Annotated in this window: 14 protein-coding genes; 6 read left to right on the forward strand and 8 right to left on the reverse strand. The window is 32.8% G+C overall.

What is annotated here, in order from left to right:
- Positions 1–52: 52 nt before the first annotated feature.
- From GGR97_RS03700 to fsa, 4 genes are all read left to right on the forward strand, one after another.
- Positions 53–2,284, forward strand: coding sequence for a polyribonucleotide nucleotidyltransferase (locus GGR97_RS03700; protein WP_167897089.1), 2,232 nt, complete (start codon positions 53–55; stop codon positions 2,282–2,284).
- A 189-nt stretch (positions 2,285–2,473) separates the two neighbouring features.
- Positions 2,474–3,337 carry a sigma-70 family RNA polymerase sigma factor gene (locus tag GGR97_RS03705; RefSeq protein ID WP_068827853.1) on the forward strand — a complete coding sequence of 288 codons (864 nt, stop codon included), beginning with the start codon at positions 2,474–2,476 and terminating at the stop codon, positions 3,335–3,337.
- A 26-nt stretch (positions 3,338–3,363) separates the two neighbouring features.
- On the forward strand, positions 3,364–4,020 hold the full coding sequence (gene rpe / locus GGR97_RS03710) for a ribulose-phosphate 3-epimerase (protein ID WP_167897090.1): 657 nt from the start codon (positions 3,364–3,366) through the stop codon (positions 4,018–4,020).
- A gap of 138 nt (positions 4,021–4,158) precedes the next feature.
- The gene (fsa, locus tag GGR97_RS03715) at positions 4,159–4,809 is read left to right on the forward strand and encodes a fructose-6-phosphate aldolase (protein WP_167897091.1); all 651 of its coding nucleotides are present in this window, start codon (positions 4,159–4,161) and stop codon (positions 4,807–4,809) included.
- Positions 4,810–4,850: 41 nt separating this feature from the next.
- Here the strand turns inward: fsa and GGR97_RS03720 are convergent, their stop codons facing one another.
- The gene (locus GGR97_RS03720; RefSeq protein WP_167897092.1) at positions 4,851–5,645 is read right to left on the reverse strand and encodes a DUF2797 domain-containing protein; all 795 of its coding nucleotides are present in this window, start codon (positions 5,643–5,645) and stop codon (positions 4,851–4,853) included.
- Positions 5,646–5,709: 64 nt separating this feature from the next.
- Between GGR97_RS03720 and GGR97_RS03725 the strand changes: the two genes are divergently transcribed.
- Positions 5,710–7,236 carry a GH3 auxin-responsive promoter family protein gene (locus tag GGR97_RS03725; RefSeq protein WP_167897093.1) on the forward strand — a complete coding sequence of 509 codons (1,527 nt, stop codon included), beginning with the start codon at positions 5,710–5,712 and terminating at the stop codon, positions 7,234–7,236.
- Here GGR97_RS03725 and GGR97_RS03730 read toward each other — a convergent pair.
- The 7 genes from GGR97_RS03730 to topA all read right to left on the reverse strand — a co-directional run bounded on the left by GGR97_RS03730 (position 7,233) and on the right by topA (position 17,506).
- On the reverse strand, positions 7,233–9,008 hold the full coding sequence (locus tag GGR97_RS03730; protein ID WP_167897094.1) for a lysophospholipid acyltransferase family protein: 1,776 nt from the start codon (positions 9,006–9,008) through the stop codon (positions 7,233–7,235). The two genes, GGR97_RS03725 and GGR97_RS03730, sit on opposite strands and share 4 nt — an antisense overlap.
- A 92-nt stretch (positions 9,009–9,100) precedes the next feature.
- Positions 9,101–10,012 (reverse strand): type IX secretion system ring subunit PorN/GldN, encoded by a 912-nt coding sequence (gene porN, locus GGR97_RS03735; protein WP_245229445.1) that lies wholly within the window; start codon positions 10,010–10,012, stop codon positions 9,101–9,103.
- An 8-nt stretch (positions 10,013–10,020) separates the two neighbouring features.
- Entirely contained in the window at positions 10,021–11,580 is a 1,560-nt protein-coding gene (porM, locus tag GGR97_RS03740; RefSeq protein ID WP_167897095.1) for a type IX secretion system motor protein PorM/GldM, read from the reverse strand.
- 42 nt (positions 11,581–11,622) lie between these two features.
- Entirely contained in the window at positions 11,623–12,285 is a 663-nt protein-coding gene (porL, locus tag GGR97_RS03745; RefSeq protein WP_167897096.1) for a type IX secretion system motor protein PorL/GldL, read from the reverse strand.
- 31 nt (positions 12,286–12,316) lie between these two features.
- Complete coding sequence (porK, locus tag GGR97_RS03750; protein ID WP_167897097.1) at positions 12,317–13,705, reverse strand: T9SS ring complex lipoprotein PorK/GldK; 1,389 nt, start codon at positions 13,703–13,705, stop codon at positions 12,317–12,319.
- 96 nt (positions 13,706–13,801) lie between these two features.
- The gene (locus GGR97_RS03755; RefSeq protein ID WP_167897098.1) at positions 13,802–14,956 is read right to left on the reverse strand and encodes a formimidoylglutamase; all 1,155 of its coding nucleotides are present in this window, start codon (positions 14,954–14,956) and stop codon (positions 13,802–13,804) included.
- 9 nt (positions 14,957–14,965) lie between these two features.
- Complete coding sequence (topA, locus tag GGR97_RS03760; protein ID WP_167897099.1) at positions 14,966–17,506, reverse strand: type I DNA topoisomerase; 2,541 nt, start codon at positions 17,504–17,506, stop codon at positions 14,966–14,968.
- Between the two features lie 172 nt (positions 17,507–17,678).
- Here topA and miaB point away from each other — a divergent pair, with 172 nt between their 5' ends.
- Positions 17,679–19,133: a tRNA (N6-isopentenyl adenosine(37)-C2)-methylthiotransferase MiaB gene (gene miaB / locus GGR97_RS03765; protein ID WP_167897101.1), complete on the forward strand. Its 1,455-nt coding sequence runs from the start codon at positions 17,679–17,681 to the stop codon at positions 19,131–19,133.
- The last annotated feature ends 10 nt before the right edge of the window (positions 19,134–19,143 follow it).

Here is a 19,143-nt window from a genome sequence, read left to right on the forward strand (position 1 = left end):
ACAATAACCGTTGGATTTTCTTATTTAATCCAACATTTAAAACATTTTATTTATGATACCTAAGGTATTTAAAGAAGTTATCGAATTAGGAGACGGGAGAACCGTATCTATCGAAACTGGAAAATTAGCAAAACAAGCTCATGGTAGCGTTGTGGTGCAAATGGGGAAAGCCATGTTACTTTGTACTGTAGTTTCTAACTACAAACAATCTGACGTAGACTTTTTACCTTTAACAGTAGATTACAGAGAAAAATTTGCTGCAGCTGGTAAATATCCTGGAGGTTTCTTTAAAAGAGAAGCTAGACCAAGTGATGACGAAGTATTAACAATGCGTTTAATTGACCGTGTATTACGTCCATTATTCCCTAAAGATTATCATGCAGAAACTCAGGTAATGATTCAGTTAATGTCTCATGACCCAGAAGTAATGCCAGATGCTTTAGCTGGATTAGGAGCTTCTGCTGCTATTCAATTAAGTGACATCCCTTTTGAAACTCCAATTTCTGAAGCTCGTGTGGGTAGAATTAACGGAGAGTTTGTAATTAACCCAACTAGAGCTCAATTAGCTGAATCTGATTTAGATATGATGATTGGAGCTTCTGCTGATTCAGTAATGATGGTAGAGGGTGAAATGGATGAAATTTCTGAAGAAGAAATGGCTGATGCAATTAAATTTGCACACGAAGCTATTAAGTTACAATGTGCTGCTCAAGTACGTTTAGCTGAAGCTTTCGGAAAAAAAGCAACTCGTGAATACGACCAAGCTGAAGAAAACGAAGAATTAGCCGCTAAAATTAACGCTTTAACTTACGATAAGTGTTATGCTATTGCAGCTAAAGGAACTTCTAAAGTAGAAAGAACTGATGCTTTTGCAATTGTAAAAGAAGAAGTAAAAGCTGCTTTTACAGAAGAAGAATTAGCAGAATACGGAGACTTAGTTAGCAAATATTTTAACAAATCTCAAAAAGAAGCTGTTCGTGAATTAACATTAGCAGAAGGTTTACGTTTAGATGGTCGTAAGACTACTGAAATTAGACCAATTTGGGGAGAAGTAGATTACTTACCTTCTACTCACGGATCTTCTATTTTTACTCGTGGTGAAACGCAAGCGTTAGCAACAGTAACTTTAGGAACATCTAGAGATGCTAACATTATTGACTCTCCAACAAACGAAGGAGAAGAGCGTTTTTACTTACACTACAACTTCCCTCCTTTTTGTACAGGTGAAGCTAGACCTTTAAGAGGTACTTCTCGTAGAGAGGTTGGACACGGAAACTTAGCTCAAAGAGCATTAAAAGGAATGATTCCTGCAGAATGTCCTTATACAGTAAGGGTAGTATCAGAAGTATTAGAATCTAACGGTTCTTCTTCTATGGCAACAGTTTGTGCCGGTACTATGGCTTTAATGGATGCGGGAGTTCAAATTACAAAACCAGTTTCTGGTATTGCAATGGGATTAATTTCTGATGGTAGCCGTTACGCTGTATTGTCTGATATTTTAGGTGATGAAGATCACTTAGGAGATATGGACTTTAAAGTAACTGGTACTGCTGATGGTATTACTGCTTGTCAGATGGATATTAAAGTAAAAGGATTGTCTTACGAAATTTTAGTGAATGCACTAAAACAAGCTAGAGAAGGACGTTTACATATCTTAGGAAAAATTACTGAAGTAATTGAAACTCCTAATGCAGATGTAAAATCTCACTCTCCTAAAATGATTACTAGAGTAATTCCTAACGATTACATTGGTGCTTTAATTGGACCAGGAGGTAAAAACATTCAAGAATTACAAAAAGTTACAGGATGTACTATTGTAATTAACGAAGACCCTGTTACTACAGAAGGAATTGTTGAAATTTTAGGTACTGGACAAGAAGGTATTGATAAAGTTTTAGCTAGTATTGAATCTATGTTATTTAAACCAGAAGTAGGAAAATCTTACAAGGTAAAAGTAATTAAGATGTTAGACTTTGGAGCTGTTGTAGAATATTTAGATGCACCAGGAAACGAAGTTTTATTACACGTAAGTGAATTAGCTTGGGAACGTACAGAAAACGTTACTGATGTAGTAAATATGGGAGACGAATTTGAAGTAAAATACTTTGGAAAGGATCCTAAAACTCGTAAAGAGAAAGTTTCTAGAAAAGCCTTGTTAGAAAAACCAGAAGGTTTTAAACCAAGACCACCAAGAGAGAATAACGACCGTGGTGGACGTGATAACAGAGGTAGAGACAATCGTAGAGACGATAGAAAACCCAGAGAAGAAAAGAAAACTGAATAGTTTTTAACTCTTATATATTTTAAAAGCACCTCAATTGAGGTGCTTTTTTATTTTAATCATAACTCACTACAAAACAACTACTTGAAAAGTATAATGAAATATTTTTACTTTTTATTCGTTCTTTTTGTAACAAAAAAGCAAAAACCAACGTATTTAGAAAGACATACAAAGTTTAACAAGTAGAAATCCATGAGACAACTTAAAATTACCAAGCAGGTTACCAATCGTGAAACGGCTTCTTTAGATAAATACCTTCAAGAAATTGGAAAAGTAGATTTAATTACTGCCGATATGGAGGTAGAATTAGCTCAAAGAATTAAAGCTGGAGACCAAGCTGCCTTAGAGCGTTTAACAAAAGCAAACTTGCGTTTTGTGGTATCTGTAGCAAAACAATATCAAAACCAAGGATTAACTTTACCCGATTTAATTAACGAAGGAAACTTAGGATTAATTAAAGCTGCTAAACGTTTTGATGAAACTCGTGGTTTTAAATTTATCTCATACGCTGTTTGGTGGATTCGTCAATCTATCTTACAAGCTTTGGCAGAACAATCTCGTATTGTACGTTTGCCATTAAACAAAATTGGATCTATCAACAAGATCAATAAAATGTACGCTTTCTTAGAGCAAGAAAACGAACGTCCACCATCTGCAGAAGAAATTGCTAAGAAATTAGACATGACTGTAAATGATGTAAAAGAGTCTATGAAAAACTCCGGTCGTCATGTATCTATGGATGCTCCATTAATTGAAGGTGAAGATTCTAACTTATACGATGTATTAAACTCTGGAGAGTCTCCAAACCCAGACAGAACTTTATTACACGAATCTTTAAAAGTAGAAATAGAACGTGCTTTAGAAACCTTAACTCCTAGAGAAGCAGATGTAGTACGTTTGTACTTTGGATTGGGTGAACACCAACCAATGACTTTAGAAGAAATTGGAGAAACTTTTGATTTAACTCGTGAACGTGTTCGTCAGATTAAAGAAAAAGCAATCCGTAGATTAAAGCACACATCAAGAAGTAAAATTTTAATGACTTACTTAGGTTAGTCAAACCTCTATACAATAAAACAAAGATGAGTAAATTAGTAGCTCCATCGGTTTTAGCAGCCGACTTTGCAAACATCCAACGTGATGTAGAAATGATTAACAGTAGTGAAGCAGATTGGTTTCATATAGATATTATGGACGGAACATTTGTTCCTAACATATCTTTTGGAATGCCAGTTGTGCAGGCTATTAAAAAACATGCAACCAAACCTTTAGATGTACATTTAATGATTGTGAATCCAGATCAATACATTAAAACTTTTAAAGAAATTGGTGCCGATATTTTAACGGTACACTACGAGGCTTGTACACATTTACACCGTACTATTCAGGCTATTAAAGCTGAAGGTATGCAAGCAGGTGTGGCTTTAAACCCACACACTCCTGTTGCTGTTTTAGAAGATATTATTCAAGAACTAGACTTAGTATGTATTATGAGTGTGAATCCAGGTTTTGGAGGACAATCTTTTATTGAAAACACTTATTCTAAAGTTCAGCAATTAAAAAACCTAATCACTTTTAAAGGTTGCGAAACTAAAATTGAAATTGACGGTGGTGTTACCAACAAAAACGCTAACAACTTAATAGAAGTTGGTGCAGATGTTTTAGTAGCTGGTAGTTATGTTTTTGGAGCAGAAGATCCTATTGAAACTGTAAAAGAATTAAAAGCAATGATTAACTAATAATCATTCACAATACTAAAAAAGCTCCTCAATTGAGGAGCTTTTTTATTTAATACATTTTTAACACAAGTATGTTAAATCTTCTTTCCTACTATCAAAAGGATTTATATATTTACTACACACATAAATTATAGACTGATGAAATTTTTTATAGATACAGCAAACCTTGACCAAATTAAAGAGGCTCAAGCACTAGGAGTTTTAGACGGAGTTACCACAAACCCATCTTTAATGGCTAAAGAAGGAATTAGTGGTGAAGCTAATATTATCAACCACTACAAAGCAATTTGCGATATTGTAGATGGAGATGTTAGTGCAGAAGTTCTTTCTGTAGATTTTGATGGAATGGTAAAAGAAGGAGAAGCACTAGCTGCTTTAAACCCTCAAATTGTAGTAAAATTACCTATGATTAAAGATGGGATTAAAGCCTGTAGATATTTTACTGCCAAAGGAATTAAAACCAATGTAACCTTAGTGTTTTCTGTAGGACAAGCTTTATTAGCAGCCAAAGCAGGTGCTACTTATGTATCTCCTTTTATTGGTCGTTTAGATGATATTTCTACAGATGGTTTGCACTTAGTTAGTGAAATTAGAGAAGTATATGATAACTACGCTTTTGAGACTGAAATTTTAGCTGCATCTGTAAGACATACAATGCACATTGTAGATTGTGCTAAAATTGGTGCCGATGTTATGACAGGTCCTTTACCTGCTATTGAAGGATTAATGAGACATCCTTTAACAGATAGTGGATTGGCTAAGTTTTTAGAAGATGCTAAAAGTTTATAAAAATAAACCCCATAAAAAAGCGACTCAAAGGAGTCGCTTTTTTATGATATTTCTATAGTTACTTTGTAACCTTCATTACTTCTAACATTAAAAACTTTTCCATCAGCAAAAATTAAATACTGACCTTTAATTCCTTTTAACACTCCTTGGTAAAAGTTTTCTTTCTCTAAATTTAAACTACCTACTTTGGTAGGATATTCTTCTACCGGATAATTTAGTTCTAAAATAAGATCTTCATTTACATAATACTCTTTAGTCTCTTCTGGTAAATATTGTCTTAATTCCTTTTTAACAGCAATCAAATCCTGATCAGCAACATCATTTTTTAACATTTTTTGCCAACTAGTCTTGTCACTTACAAATTCTTTTAAAGCAACTTCTGTAATTCCTGCTAAATATCTGTTAGGCACTTCTACAAAAGGAATAGCTTTATTAGCTCCCTGATCTATCCAACGCGTTGGAACCTGTGTTTTTCTAGTAACACCAACTTTTACGTTGCTAGACAAAGCTAAGTATACAATATGTGGTTGTAATTGTGCCTTTTCTTCGTAGGCTAAATTTCTATCTTCTATTCCTAAATGAGCTTTACTTAATTCTGGTTTCATCACCCAATCTGCCACTCCTGGTTGCTCGTAAAAACACTCATAACAATGTCCTTGTCTAAATATTTTTTTCTCTTTACCGCAACATAAACATTGATAACCATCAAAAGTAATGGCCATGGTTTTATTAAGTAACTGATTTAAATTCAATACATGAGAAGACGTATTTAAATAATACTGTACTTGTTCTGTATTTTCCGTAGCCATTTTTGTTAATACACCCTGATATTTCATAGAAAAAAACTAAATTTAGATTATCAAAGATATAGTTTTTAACCCGTAAATAGTATTTTAATCTATGGCATTGCCTATTGTAAACTCAATTATTTCGTGGTTTCTTAAAAAAAGAAAACATCAAGTAGAACTTTTTGTAAAGTATCCTGTAGAGGTACAAATTGAACAAATGTTACAACTACTAAGAACTGCAGCTAAAACTAGCTATGGAGAAATATATGAGTTTAAAACAATTAAAACCTATGAGGATTTTAAAACTAAAATTCCGTTAATAAACTACGAGGGACTAAGCCCTTATATTCAAGAACAAAGAACCACAGGCAACAGTATTCTTTGGCCCAACAAAATTAAATGGTACGCTAAATCTAGCGGTACTACCAATTCTAAAAGCAAGTTTATTCCTGTGAGTGAAGATGCCATTAAACAATGCCATTTTAAAGGAGGAAAAGACATGCTAACTTTATTTTGCAACAACAATGAAGATGCAAAATTATTTACCGGTAAAAATTTACGACTTGGAGGTAGTAGTGCTGTGTACGAAGACAACGATGCTTACTTTGGTGACTTATCTGCTATTATTATAGAAAACTTACCGCTATGGGCAGACATGAGCAGTGCTCCTAAACAAGAAGTGGCTTTAATGTCTGAATGGGAATCTAAAATGGATGCCATTATTAAAGAAACGGTGAACGAAAATATTACAAGTTTAGCTGGAGTGCCATCGTGGATGCTAGTTCTACTAGAACGTGTGTTAAAATATACTGGAAAAAATAACATTTTAGAGGTATGGCCTAACCTAGAGGTTTATTTTCATGGAGGAGTAAATTTTAATCCTTATAGAGAACAATACAAAAAATTAATTCCTTCTGATACGTTTAAATATTACGAAACCTACAATGCTTCCGAAGGCTTTTTTGCTATTCAGGATCAAAACAACAGTGATGAGCTGTTACTAATGTTAGATTACGGAATTTTTTATGAATTTATTCCTATGGATGAGTATAAAAGTATTCACTCTAACACAATTGCATTATCCGAAGTAGAAGTTGATAAGAATTATGCAATGGTGATTACCACCAACGCTGGTTTATGGAGATATATTATTGGTGATACTATTAAATTTACATCTATTACTCCACACCGAATTAAAATAACAGGAAGAACCAAACATTTTATTAATGCTTTTGGAGAAGAACTGATTATTGAAAATGCTGAAGAAGCTTTAACAATTGCTTGTAACAAAACCAATGCATTGATTAAAGAATATACTGCTGCTCCTATTTTTATGGCAGAAAACGAAAAAGGAAGCCATGAATGGTTAATTGAGTTTGAACAAGACCCAAGTAGTATAACTGATTTTCAAAATGCTTTAGATACTGCCTTACAAAACATCAACTCAGATTATGAAGCAAAGAGATACAAAGATATTACCTTAACCCTACCTGTAATAAGTATTGCTAGTAAAGACCAATTTCACTATTGGTTAAAAAGCAAAAACAAATTAGGGGGGCAACACAAAGTACCAAGGTTATATAACGATCGGACTTTTATAGACGAAATAAAACAATATCAACTAGAACAACACTCTTAGTTTTCTATAATTACATCTTTTAAAATAGGTTCTATAGTATGTCTAGGAATGTCTTCAATTTTCATAAAAATTAAGGCATCAATAGCATCATTAAAATCCTGATCTATATTATAGGCAACAAATTTTGCATTTTGCTTAATGTATTGTTTAATTAAAACAGGCAGTCGTAATTTATCACCCTCTACCTCTTTAATCAACTTATCTAGCTTTTTAACATCACCGTTAATCTGATTCTCTAAGTAAAATTTTTCACTATCTGTTAAGTCAACCTCAAATGGGGTTTTAGAGCTTATGTAATTTTTAACCTCATTATTGCTATAGTACTTGTCTAAAAAGTACATCAACGTAGATTTTGAATAATTGGTAAACAAATTACTAATAGTGGCTCCTCCCATTAAATATTTATATTGAGGATATTTAACAGTTACGGCAGCAATTCCTCTCCATAGTAAAAATAAAGGCATAGGTTTTTGTTGAAATTCTGGCACAATAAAAGCCCTTCCCATTTCTATAGTTTCCGGAAGCTTTACATCCATTTCTGATGAAAATTTAAAAAAATTAGCTACGTAAAAACTTTGAAAACCTCCACGCTTAAAAATTTCTTCCCCTAACCCCATACGATAAGCACCTACAAATTTTTGCTCTTCTTTATTCCACAAAATTAAATGATGGTAATAATCGTCATATTTATCGGTATCGCATTTTTTATTAGTTCCTTCTCCAATCAACCTAAAGGTAATTTCTCTAAGTCTACCTATCTCTTCCATTAAGTTTGGAATTAAAACGGCTTTGGTAAAAAACACTTCATACTCATTAGATACAAACAATCTTTTTTTCTGTTCTCTAATAGCATCAATCTCTTTGCAAATATCTTCTTGATTTTTGGGCAAAGCAACTTGCTTAACGCGTTTTTTTAAACGTTTTCTGTATTGTTTTACCAACTTTTTTTTCCTTAGAAAGGATTTGGACAACAAATAAGTTTTCTCTCTTAAAAAGTTGTTTAAAACAGTTAAGTCATCTATTTTTTGGATTTCCTTTTCTTTAATGGGTGCTCCAATTTTAATATGAATGACTTGTCTTTTTTTATTACCAAGTTCCGATGGTAATTTTAACGTTCTTAACACAGGACTTAATTTAGCTAGCAAATAAAAAAGCCAGCTATTTTTAGCATGGAAATAAATTGGGACTACAGGTACATTTGCTTTTTTGATAAGCCTAATAGCTCCATCTTCCCAAGTTTTATCAACATATATATTTCTCTCTTTTGTAGTAGAAACTTCTCCTGCAGGAAAAATACCTAAAGAATTACCTTCTTTTAAATGTTTTAAAGCCGTGATTAATCCTTTAACACTAGATTGATCTTGTTTTCGATCATCAAAGGGATTTACAGGTAAAATATATGGGCTTACAGGAGCTTGTTTTTGTAATAAAAAATTTGCGATGACTTTATAATCAGCTCTAATTTCTAACACATTTTTTAACAATAGAACTCCATCTATTCCTCCTAAAGGATGATTAGAAATGGTAATAAAACTTCCTTCTCTTGGAATTTTATCTAAGTCCGATTGAGAAACTTGAAACTTAATTTCGTACTCTTCTAACAAACCATTTAAATAAGGTAAAATGGGTTTGTGTTTGTATTTGTCATACACCTTATTCGCTTTGTTTAGTTGGGTAACGAATAAAAAAAACTTCCCTATTAAAAAACCTAATACAGGAATCTTATCAAGCTTTAATAAAGCTGCAAAATCTTTTGAACTCACTAACGACATAATCAAACTATTAATTCATAGCTAGCAAGAATAAAAAAAAACCTTCAGCATTACTGAAGGTTTCTTTTATATAAATATTAATAAATTGTAATCTAATAGGTCCACATATCGGATTCTAGATTTCTAATTTCATCTTTAATTTTTTCTGCCTCTCTTAATTGGAATAAAGAATTCCCTCTTATATATTCGTTAATACTTCTATTACCAAACATGTTTTCTTCTTTAATAATTACCGATGAAAACGCTCTAGTATTTAAAATATAATCATAAGATTCTACGTGAGCTGCAAATCCATTTTTAGTAGGATGAGAGTTGTGCAATACCGTTCTAGCATCAGGATAGAACACCCAAAACAAAGGATAAAATGCATCATCCATAATATCATCTCTACCAATAGTTTGTACATCTGGAGCCATAGGTGCAATGGCTAACAAACGATAATTCATTTGACCTGTTATCTTATTAAAATACCAAATTCCTTTAATTTGATATGATTGAATATCTTGCGCTTTGATAAAGTTTTTATCAATATACTCATCAATATTAGTCTCTCCTTGATTTAACATGTCATAACCATAACTAGCTGTATCAATTCTTACTAATTTCTTTTCAACCTCAGATACAGGTAATTTATTAATGAATTGTGAATCTTCATACACCTCTGTAATTTTACCATTTCTGATATTGTCTAACAAAGTTGAAAACAAAGACTTTGTATTGGCTAATACATTTTCTTCATTAATTGGATAATACAATCTATAGTTTTGTTTTTGATACAAATCTATAGACTCCCAAACTACTTTAGACCACAAAATATCACGCTCATCAACATATTCATATGGTAATGGCTTGTCGTGATCTAAACGCACTCTGTCTTCTGACTTTGCTCCAATTTCACTTGCCTTTTTTGCATTTAACAAACCGTAGTTTGATTGTGAAAAAGCAATTAAAGTTGTTGCAAAAAACAAAAACATAAATGCACTAACTAACTTATAATTCTTCATTCTAGTTCTTAATTAGAAATTTCTACACTAATTGGTAATACTTCTTTAAGCTTATACGATGAGTTTCCAATAATACTTGCTCTAATACCAAAGATAGTAACAATATCTCCTCTTTTAGCAGATGCAATCGCTTTTTGAGCCTGAGAATTCATTCTATTTCCGTTTACTATTACAGTAGTTTTACCTGGAACCTTTACTTTAAAACTTAATACTTTTAAATCTAAATCAAAAACAAAATCAGGTAAACCAGCTGCTACAGATGATTTTGCTAAACTTGTTTTAGGCATTGTTATAGAACCATATTCACCTCTAATACTTGCCATTGCTTGCGGTACATCTTTAATTCTAAACGTTACTGGTGGAGATTTAATTGTTTCTCCAGAGTCTGTTGTTCCACTAACATTTATACTTACAGTTTTACCTGTACCTGGTTTTAACATATAGCTAGATCCACTTTGTTTTCTTAAACCAGAAGCACTTGCTTTTACTTTTGTAGGGCTAATACCTGGCATAGAAATAGTAATAGGATTGTCTAAACCTCTATAAACTACATTCATTTTATCTGCAGAAACAATAGCTTGATTAGAGCCTGCTACTACTGAATAATTTCCATTTACAGGAACCACTACTGGTTTACCGTTTTCAATAAATGTAAAGCTTCCCACAATAGGTCTATCTCCTACTGCTCCCGCTTTAAATTTATAAACAACCTTACCGTCTACAAAGTTTTTAGAATTTTTTAAATCTATTTTAGCTCCGTTAATTTTAACTTCATTAGGAACTTTTGTATCATCCTTACTTGCTAAAAATACTGTTGCCTCTACATTGTCTCCTGGGCTAAATGTATTCTTATTTAACTTTACAAAAGCTTCTAAATTTGTTGCTGATGTAGCTTTCTTTAAACGTCCAGAAATAAAACTACTTAATGTTTCGTTTTCAATACTCAACACTACATTCTCCATGCTAGATAATACAGCTAAAGAACCTATAGATGGCAAACCGTAAAAATTATAGTTTAACCATGGAATGTTAACACCATCAACTTTTGTTGGCTTTGTATCAAAACTCGCATTTATCTGATTTTTTACAGTTGGATCTTCTACCAATTGTAACATTTCTGTTCTATACTTTTGAACTGTTTCTATAAATCTTTTACCCGTTTTAGAAGCACCATTTGCACTAAATAAATAACTATCTACCACCTCACTTTTATCCATATCTGCTGCAGGTAATTTACCTGTTTCAGGATCCTTTTCTACTGAGGATATAATTTTAGTTTTTAAAAGAGTTAATTCATTTATCAATTCTTCAGATAATTCTCTTACCTGTTCTCCCTTTTTGTATAACACTCCATATTGAGCTTCATTTTCTTGACTCAATCTTTTTAACTCTGCTAAAGTCTCTTTATTCTTAACTATGTTTGTTTCTATAGTACTTTCAGAACTATCAAACAATTTAGAAAAAGCCTCCATAACCTCCGACGATACGTTTAATGCTAACATTGCCATTAGCACTAAATACATCAGATTTATCATTTTCTGTCTAGGGCTTTGTTTACCTACTGCCATAAAAATTTAGTTTTTTTGTTATTACTAGCTTATATGCAGAGATTACTTATTCCCCATTGCACTTAACATACCTCCATACACATTATTTAATGAAGCTATATTTTTAGACAACGTTTCCATTTGTTTTGTTAATTCTTCTGATTTTTCAGAAACTGAACTTACCAACTTAGATTGATTATTTAATACTTCCATTTGAGCAGATTGTACTTTCGTCATACTATCTTCTTGAGTAGCATACATAGAGTTAATCTTTTCTAAGTGATTTGCTGCAGAATTAATTTCTTTGTTATACTTACTAGTATCGGCAACAGAACTTGAACTTTCTCCAATTTGTTTTGCAGCAGCAGACAAATTATTCATGCTTGTTGTTAATTTGTTAATTACATCTGCATCTAAATTAGAAGCAGCTAACATTTCATCTATCTTTTTAGTTAAAACTCCTTCTGGACTTTCTTTTTCTTTTTTTGTAGATCCCATACCTCCTGCTAATTCAGGATACACTAATGACCAATCTAACTCCTCTTGTGGCAAAGGTTCAAATGCTGATAATAAGAAAATTAAAGCTTCGGTACCTAAACCTACAATTAACATTAGGTTTGCATTAGGCATGTGGATAATTTTAAACAAAGCCCCAATAATAACGATAGCTCCTCCAATACCATAGGCCATTGCCATAAACTTTTTAAATCCTTTTGAGTGTAACATAGTATAGTATAATTTATTTAATCTAGTTTTTTTAATAATCTAATCCTCCCCATCTAGCTTCACCTAAATAGTCTTGTACAGTTCTAAATCCAATGTAAGATTTAGCAGAATCTGCATATTCGTAATCTTGTGTACTTACTTCTAAAAAATAAGCAATGTCTTTCCAAGATCCACCTCTAATTACTTTTCGTTTATTGGTAGGATCATCTACATCAACATTTAAAGATGATGTTACATAAGATGCTGAAGTATTGTAAGCTGTAGATGTCCATTCTGACACGTTTCCTGCCATGTTATACAATCCATAATCATTTGCTTGAAATGATAAAGCTTCTACAGTATAAGTAAATCCATCTGCAGCTAAATTATTACGCTTAGGTCTAAAGTTTGCTAAATAGTAACCATGTCTATCCGTTACATATGGACCTCCCCATGGATATTTACCGTTTTCTATACCTCCTCTAGCAGCAAATTCCCATTCAGCCTCTGTAGGTAATCTAAAATCTGGTGTTTGTACTCCTGACCCTATTGCTTTTAAATAGTCATTTTTCTTTTTAGTTCTCCAATTACAGAAAGCTTTAGCCTGATTCCAGCTAACTCCAACAACCGGATACTCTTCGTAAGCCGTGTGCCAAAAGTAATTCTTAACCATTACGTCGTTATGAGAGTAAGCAAAATCTTTAGCCCACACAGCTGTATCTGGATATACATTAATATCTACCTCATCATAAACATTCTTTTTAGCAACATTCATAATGTTACTTTTGTGCTTAGATAAATATGAATACTTTAATAAAGAAATATCAAAAACTCTAACATTTCCAGCATCATCGCTTGGTAAATATAATTGATCCATTACCTCTGCATATTCTTCATCTGGAAACTCATCAGCTCTCCACATTAAGGGTACACTCCAATTTAAAGGCAAAGTTCCTTTATGATTTTGACTAATCACTCCATAAGTTTTAATCATGTATTTTTGGTAAGGAGTATAGTTTTCTTCTTCAGCAGCACTTCCTATTTTTGGTTCGATGTATTTGTAATCTGCAATAGAAAAACGTTTATCATCTTCTTTAGAAGCACCAACAATAGACTCTGCATAATTGGCTAACTCTGTTCTTACGATAGAATCTCTAACCCAGTATACAAATTCTTTATATTCGCTATTGGTAATTTCAGTATCATCCATAAAAAATTCTTTTACAGATACAGATCTAGGAGGAACTTCAAATCCACCCCACCTATTTTCTTCTGTTTTACCCATAGTAAAAGAACCTCCTGGAACCAAAACCATACCGAACGGTTTTTCTGCAAACCATGCAGTTTCTGCTTTTGATCCTATAAGTTCTCCACGATCACCAAAACCTCCACAACTAACCAGTGTAGTTATTATCATGGAAAGGAACAGTATTTTCTTCATATTGTCTTATTATCTATTTTGTATAGAATTTCGTAAACTTAGAAAAAAAATCCAAACCTACAATGAAAGTCTACAGCATATTATAAAGCTATTAAACTAAGTTAACTTCTTGTGAACATTAAACCATCTTTCGGGTACTTTTTGCTCTATTGTTTTTACATAATCATCGTAAGAACATGGCACTAAAACATGTCTATTGTACTTACTTTTTGTGGGTACATCTACTTGCATCCACCAACGTTGGCTTTTATCACTTTGATAAAAACTAATTACCTCCCCTTCAAACGGGACTAAATATTTTAAATAGCTCTCTTTTGAACCATATGGATAATCATTTGTTCTTAATGAAAACCCTTCTATAAAATACCAAATCATCTGAGAAATCAACTTGCTTGTTTGATGATTTACATCAAACAGTTTGTTGTATTCATAAATACCAAAAGAGGTTACTTTATCGCTTATTCCCGCATATCTTGCAATAGCACAAATATCATCTCCAAACAATCCGTTTGGATTTGCATTTCCATTAGCAGGAGCTACACTAGATCTTACAACTCCCATATCTATGGCTACAATATCGGCATCTCTCATTACAGGTTCTGCAATGGTAATATCTTTTAATGCACCAACTCTATAGGCTTCAAAGCTCAGGGTCTCTATTAAAGATATTTCTTCTTGAGAATTGTAATAGGTTTGATATCCTAAATTGGCATAATTAAACAAATTACAAGGCTCTTCTAAAATAATCTTACTTAAATAAGAATTTGAATTTAACTCTTCTTCTATATTTCCAAAACTAAATTTTGGACTCACTACTGCTAAATTAACCACCTGATCTAGTTGATTGTATCCTCTGTAATTTGCATACACCAAATCTTGACCACCTCCTATAATAATAGGAACTATATTCTTCTTTACTAAAAAAGAAACTGTTTCTTGTACGGCATAATACGTATCGGAAACACTATTTCCTTGATTGACACTTCCTAAGTCAGCAATGGAAACATTCCAATTACCTAAATAAAGTTTGTACAATTCTTTACGAATATCGTCCGCTCCAATAGCTGTTTCTTGATTTCCCACCGCTAATCTACCTTCTCTAACATCAAAAATAGCCAAACTAACATTTTCTAAATCAGGAAACCCCTGTTCACTAGTGTGCTTTGCTATCTGACTTTCGAAAAAATCTCCAGAATTTTCGTTTTCACTAAAAACGTCTTTAGGTATGGGCGTAAAAAAATCTTGAATCATAAACTAAGCTTACTTCTTAGGAGTTTTTTTAGTTGCTGTTTTCTTTGCAGTCGTTTTCTTTACAGCTGTTTTTTTAGCTGGGGCTTTTTTTGCTCTTGTTTTTTTCTTAGGAGCATTCTTCTCTATAATATCTTTTACTTCTTCTAACGTTAAAGCAGGTGCATCTATTGTTTTAGCTAATTCAATTTTTGTTTTTCCCTTTAAAATATTATGTCTTCCCCAACGAGCTTTTTCTACTCTAATACCTTCTTCTTCCCAGTTATGAACAACTTTATCTATCTCTTTTTGCTTCTTAACCTCAATTAATTCAACAATATCATCATAAGATAAATTATCAAAATCGTATTTTTTATTTACGTTGATGAAAATTCCATTCCATTTGATAAAAGGTCCAAAACGACCTACTCCTTTTTGTACAGGTAAATTTTCGTACTCTGCAATAGGAGCATCAGCTTTTATTTTTGCTTCTATCAATTCTACAGCCCTGTCAAAATCTACAGACATAGGATCTTCTCCTCTATCTAAAGAAACGTACATAGCTCCGTATTTAATATAAGGACCAAAACGACCGTTAGAAACTACGGCTTCTTCTCCTTTATATTCTCCTAAGTTTTTAGGTAATAAGAATAGGTCTAAAACTTCTTCTAAGGTAACAGTTCCTAAGTTTTGCTCTTTTAACAAGCTAGCAAATTCTTTTTCTTCGTCATCGGGACCTCCAATTTGAGCCAAAGGACCAAATTTACCTAAACGAACTAAAACGGTTTTACCAGATTCTGGATGTGTTCCTAAAATACGTTCTCCACTTTCTCTTTCTGCATTTTCGGCAACATCTTTTACAACAGTATGGAATCCTTGATAAAATTCCTTGATCATTCCAATCCACTCCTCATTTCCTTCTGCTATTTCATCAAACTGAGCTTCTACTTTTGCAGTAAACCCATAATCTAAAATTTTCTCGAAATGTGCTACCAAAAAGTCATTTACAATGTTTCCAATATCTGTAGGAACTAATTTTCCTTTATCAGAACCCACTTTTTCTGTTAACGTTTTAGCCGCTACTTTGTTGTTTTGCAAAATAAATTGCTCATATGCTCTTTCCTCTCCCTCAATAGTTCCTTTTTCTACATATCCTCTACGTAAAACAGTAGATATAGTAGGTGCATAAGTAGACGGTCTACCAATTCCTAACTCTTCTAATTGCTTTACCAAAGATGCTTCTGTAAAACGATAAGGTGCTTTTGAAAAACGCTGTGTAGCCGTAATATATTCGTGTTCTAAAACATCACCTACAGTTAAACGTGGCAACATTCCATCTTGCTCTTCATCTTCGTTATCTGTTCCTTCTAAGTATACCTTTAAGAAACCTTCAAACTTAATCATCTCCCCATTTGAGGTAAACACTTTGCTGTTTTTATTGTTCTCAATTTTTACGTTGGTACGTTCTAATTGAGCATCACTCATTTGAGAAGCTAAAGTTCTTTTCCAAATTAAATCATACAATCTGTTTTGATCGTATTCTTGATTAATTTCATGACGACTCATATCTGTAGGACGGATGGCCTCATGCGCTTCTTGTGCTCCTTTAGACTTAGTATTATAATTTCTAGGCTTACTAAATTCTGCCCCATATGAAGATGTAATCTCTTCTGCGGCTGCTTTTTTAGCATCCTCAGATAAGTTTACACTATCTGTTCTCATGTAAGTAATAATCCCCGCTTCATACAAACGCTGAGCAACAGTCATGGTTTTAGAAACTGAATATCCTAACTTTCTTGCTGCCTCTTGTTGTAAAGTAGATGTTGTAAAAGGTGCTGCTGGTGATTTTTTTGCTGGTTTTGTGGTTAAATCCGTAATTTTAAATTCAGCCCCAACACATTCGTTTAAAAAAGCTTGGGCTTGTTCTCTAGTATCAAATGCTTTTGAAATAGTAGCTTTAAAGCTTTTTCCTTCATCATTGTAAAACTCTGCAACTACTTTGTAACTAGCCTCACTTACAAACTCTAAAATACTACGTTCTCTTTCTACAATTAAACGTACAGCTACAGATTGTACTCTACCTGCTGACAACCCTGCTTTTACTTTTCTCCATAAAACCGGAGATAATTCATATCCTACAATTCTGTCTAAGACTCTACGTGCTTGCTGAGCATCAACTAAATTATAGTTAATTTTTCTTGGATTTTCTACCGCTTTTAAAATTGCAGTCTTAGTAATTTCATGAAAAACAATACGCTTTGTATCTTCTTCCTTTAAATTTAACTGTTCTTTTAAATGCCATGCAATTGCCTCTCCTTCGCGATCCTCATCACTTGCTAACCAAACAATGTCTGCTTTTTTAGCCAAGGCTTTTAATTTTTTAACAACTGCTTTTTTATCGTCAGAAACTAAATAGGTTGGCGAAAAATCACCATCTACGTCAATTCCGAGACCGTTTGAAGGCAAATCTGCAATGTGTCCAAAACTGGACTCCACTTGAAACTCTTTCCCTAAAAACTTCTCTATTGTCTTTGCTTTTGCTGGTGACTCTACTATTACAAGATTACTTGCCATATGTTAATTTCTTCCTTATTTAGTACTCTAATATGGCACAAAAGTAGGGAGAAAAATTAAAACCTACGTTCTTAATTTATGTTTTAAGATTTTCTTAACCAGATATATTATGACATCTTGTCACAAGTCGTAATATTTTGTGTAAATTTGCATCCTTAGAAATTTACACAAAATGAGCAGAATTACGACAGAAGAAAAAATTATTGATGCCAACAAACAAGGGCATCCACTTTCTACTGACCAAAAGGAAGGTAATACCAAAAAACTTTATATAGAAAGTTATGGTTGCCAAATGAACATGAATGACAGTGAGATTGTTGCCTCTATTCTAGCAGAAACAGGATACAATACAACTCTTAACCTAGAAGAAGCTGATTTGGTAATGGTAAACACCTGTTCTATTCGCGAAAAAGCAGAACAAACCATCCGTAAGCGTTTGCAAAAATACAATGCCATCAAAAAAATAAATCCAAACATGAAAGTGGGGGTTTTAGGATGTATGGCAGAGCGTTTAAAATCTAAATTCTTAGAAGAAGAAAAAATTGTAGACTTAGTTGTAGGTCCAGATGCTTATAGAGATTTACCTAATTTATTAGGAGAAGTAAACGAAGGTAGAAATGCTGTAAACGTACTTTTATCTAAAGAAGAAACTTATGCTGATGTTTCTCCTGTTCGTTTAAATTCTAACGGAGTATCTGCTTTTGTAACCATTACACGTGGTTGCGACAATATGTGTACATTTTGTGTAGTTCCTTTTACACGTGGTAGAGAACGTAGTAGAGATCCGCAAAGTATTATTTCTGAAATTAAAGATTTACAAGCTAAAGGATATAAAGAAATTACCTTATTAGGACAAAACGTAGATAGCTACCTATGGTACGGTGGTGGTCTTAAAAAAGATTTTAACAAAGCAAGTGATATTGCCCAGGCTACAGCTGTTGGTTTTGCTGATTTACTAAAAATGGTAGCAAGTACGTTTCCAAAAATGTGGGTTCGCTTTTTTACAAACAACCCTCAGGATATGGATATTAATGTATTACATACCATGGTAAAATATCCTAACATTTGTAGATACTTACATTTACCTGTTCAATCTGGAAGTACAACCGTATTAGAAAGAATGAACCGTCAGCACACCCGCGAAGAATACATGGAATTAATAGATACTATTAAAACCTTGTTACCAGATTGTGCTATTTCTCAAGATATGATTATTGGTTTTTGTGGAGAAACAGAAGAAGAACACAAAGACACTTTAAGTTTAATGGAATATGTAAATTATGACTATGGATTTATGTTTTCTTATTCTGAAAGACCAGGAACTTTGGCTGAGAAAAAATTCCCAGACGATGTTCCTGCTGAAGTTAAAAAGAGACGTTTACAAGAAGTTATTGATTTACAAAGAAAAATGAGTCTTGCCAATACACAGGCTTATTTAGGAAAAACAGTAGTTGCTTTGGTAGAAGGAAATTCTAAAAAATCTGATCAACATTGGATGGCTAGAAACTCTCAAAACTATGCCATTGTTTTCCCTAAAGGAGAGCAAAAAGTGGGAGATTTTGTAAAAATTAAAATTACCGATTGTACCTCTGCTACTTTATTAGGAGAATATGTAGAACAAGCTTAATAATATTACA

The sequence above is a fragment of the Wenyingzhuangia aestuarii genome (assembly GCF_011927765.1).
GTDB lineage: Bacteria > Bacteroidota > Bacteroidia > Flavobacteriales > Flavobacteriaceae > Wenyingzhuangia > Wenyingzhuangia aestuarii.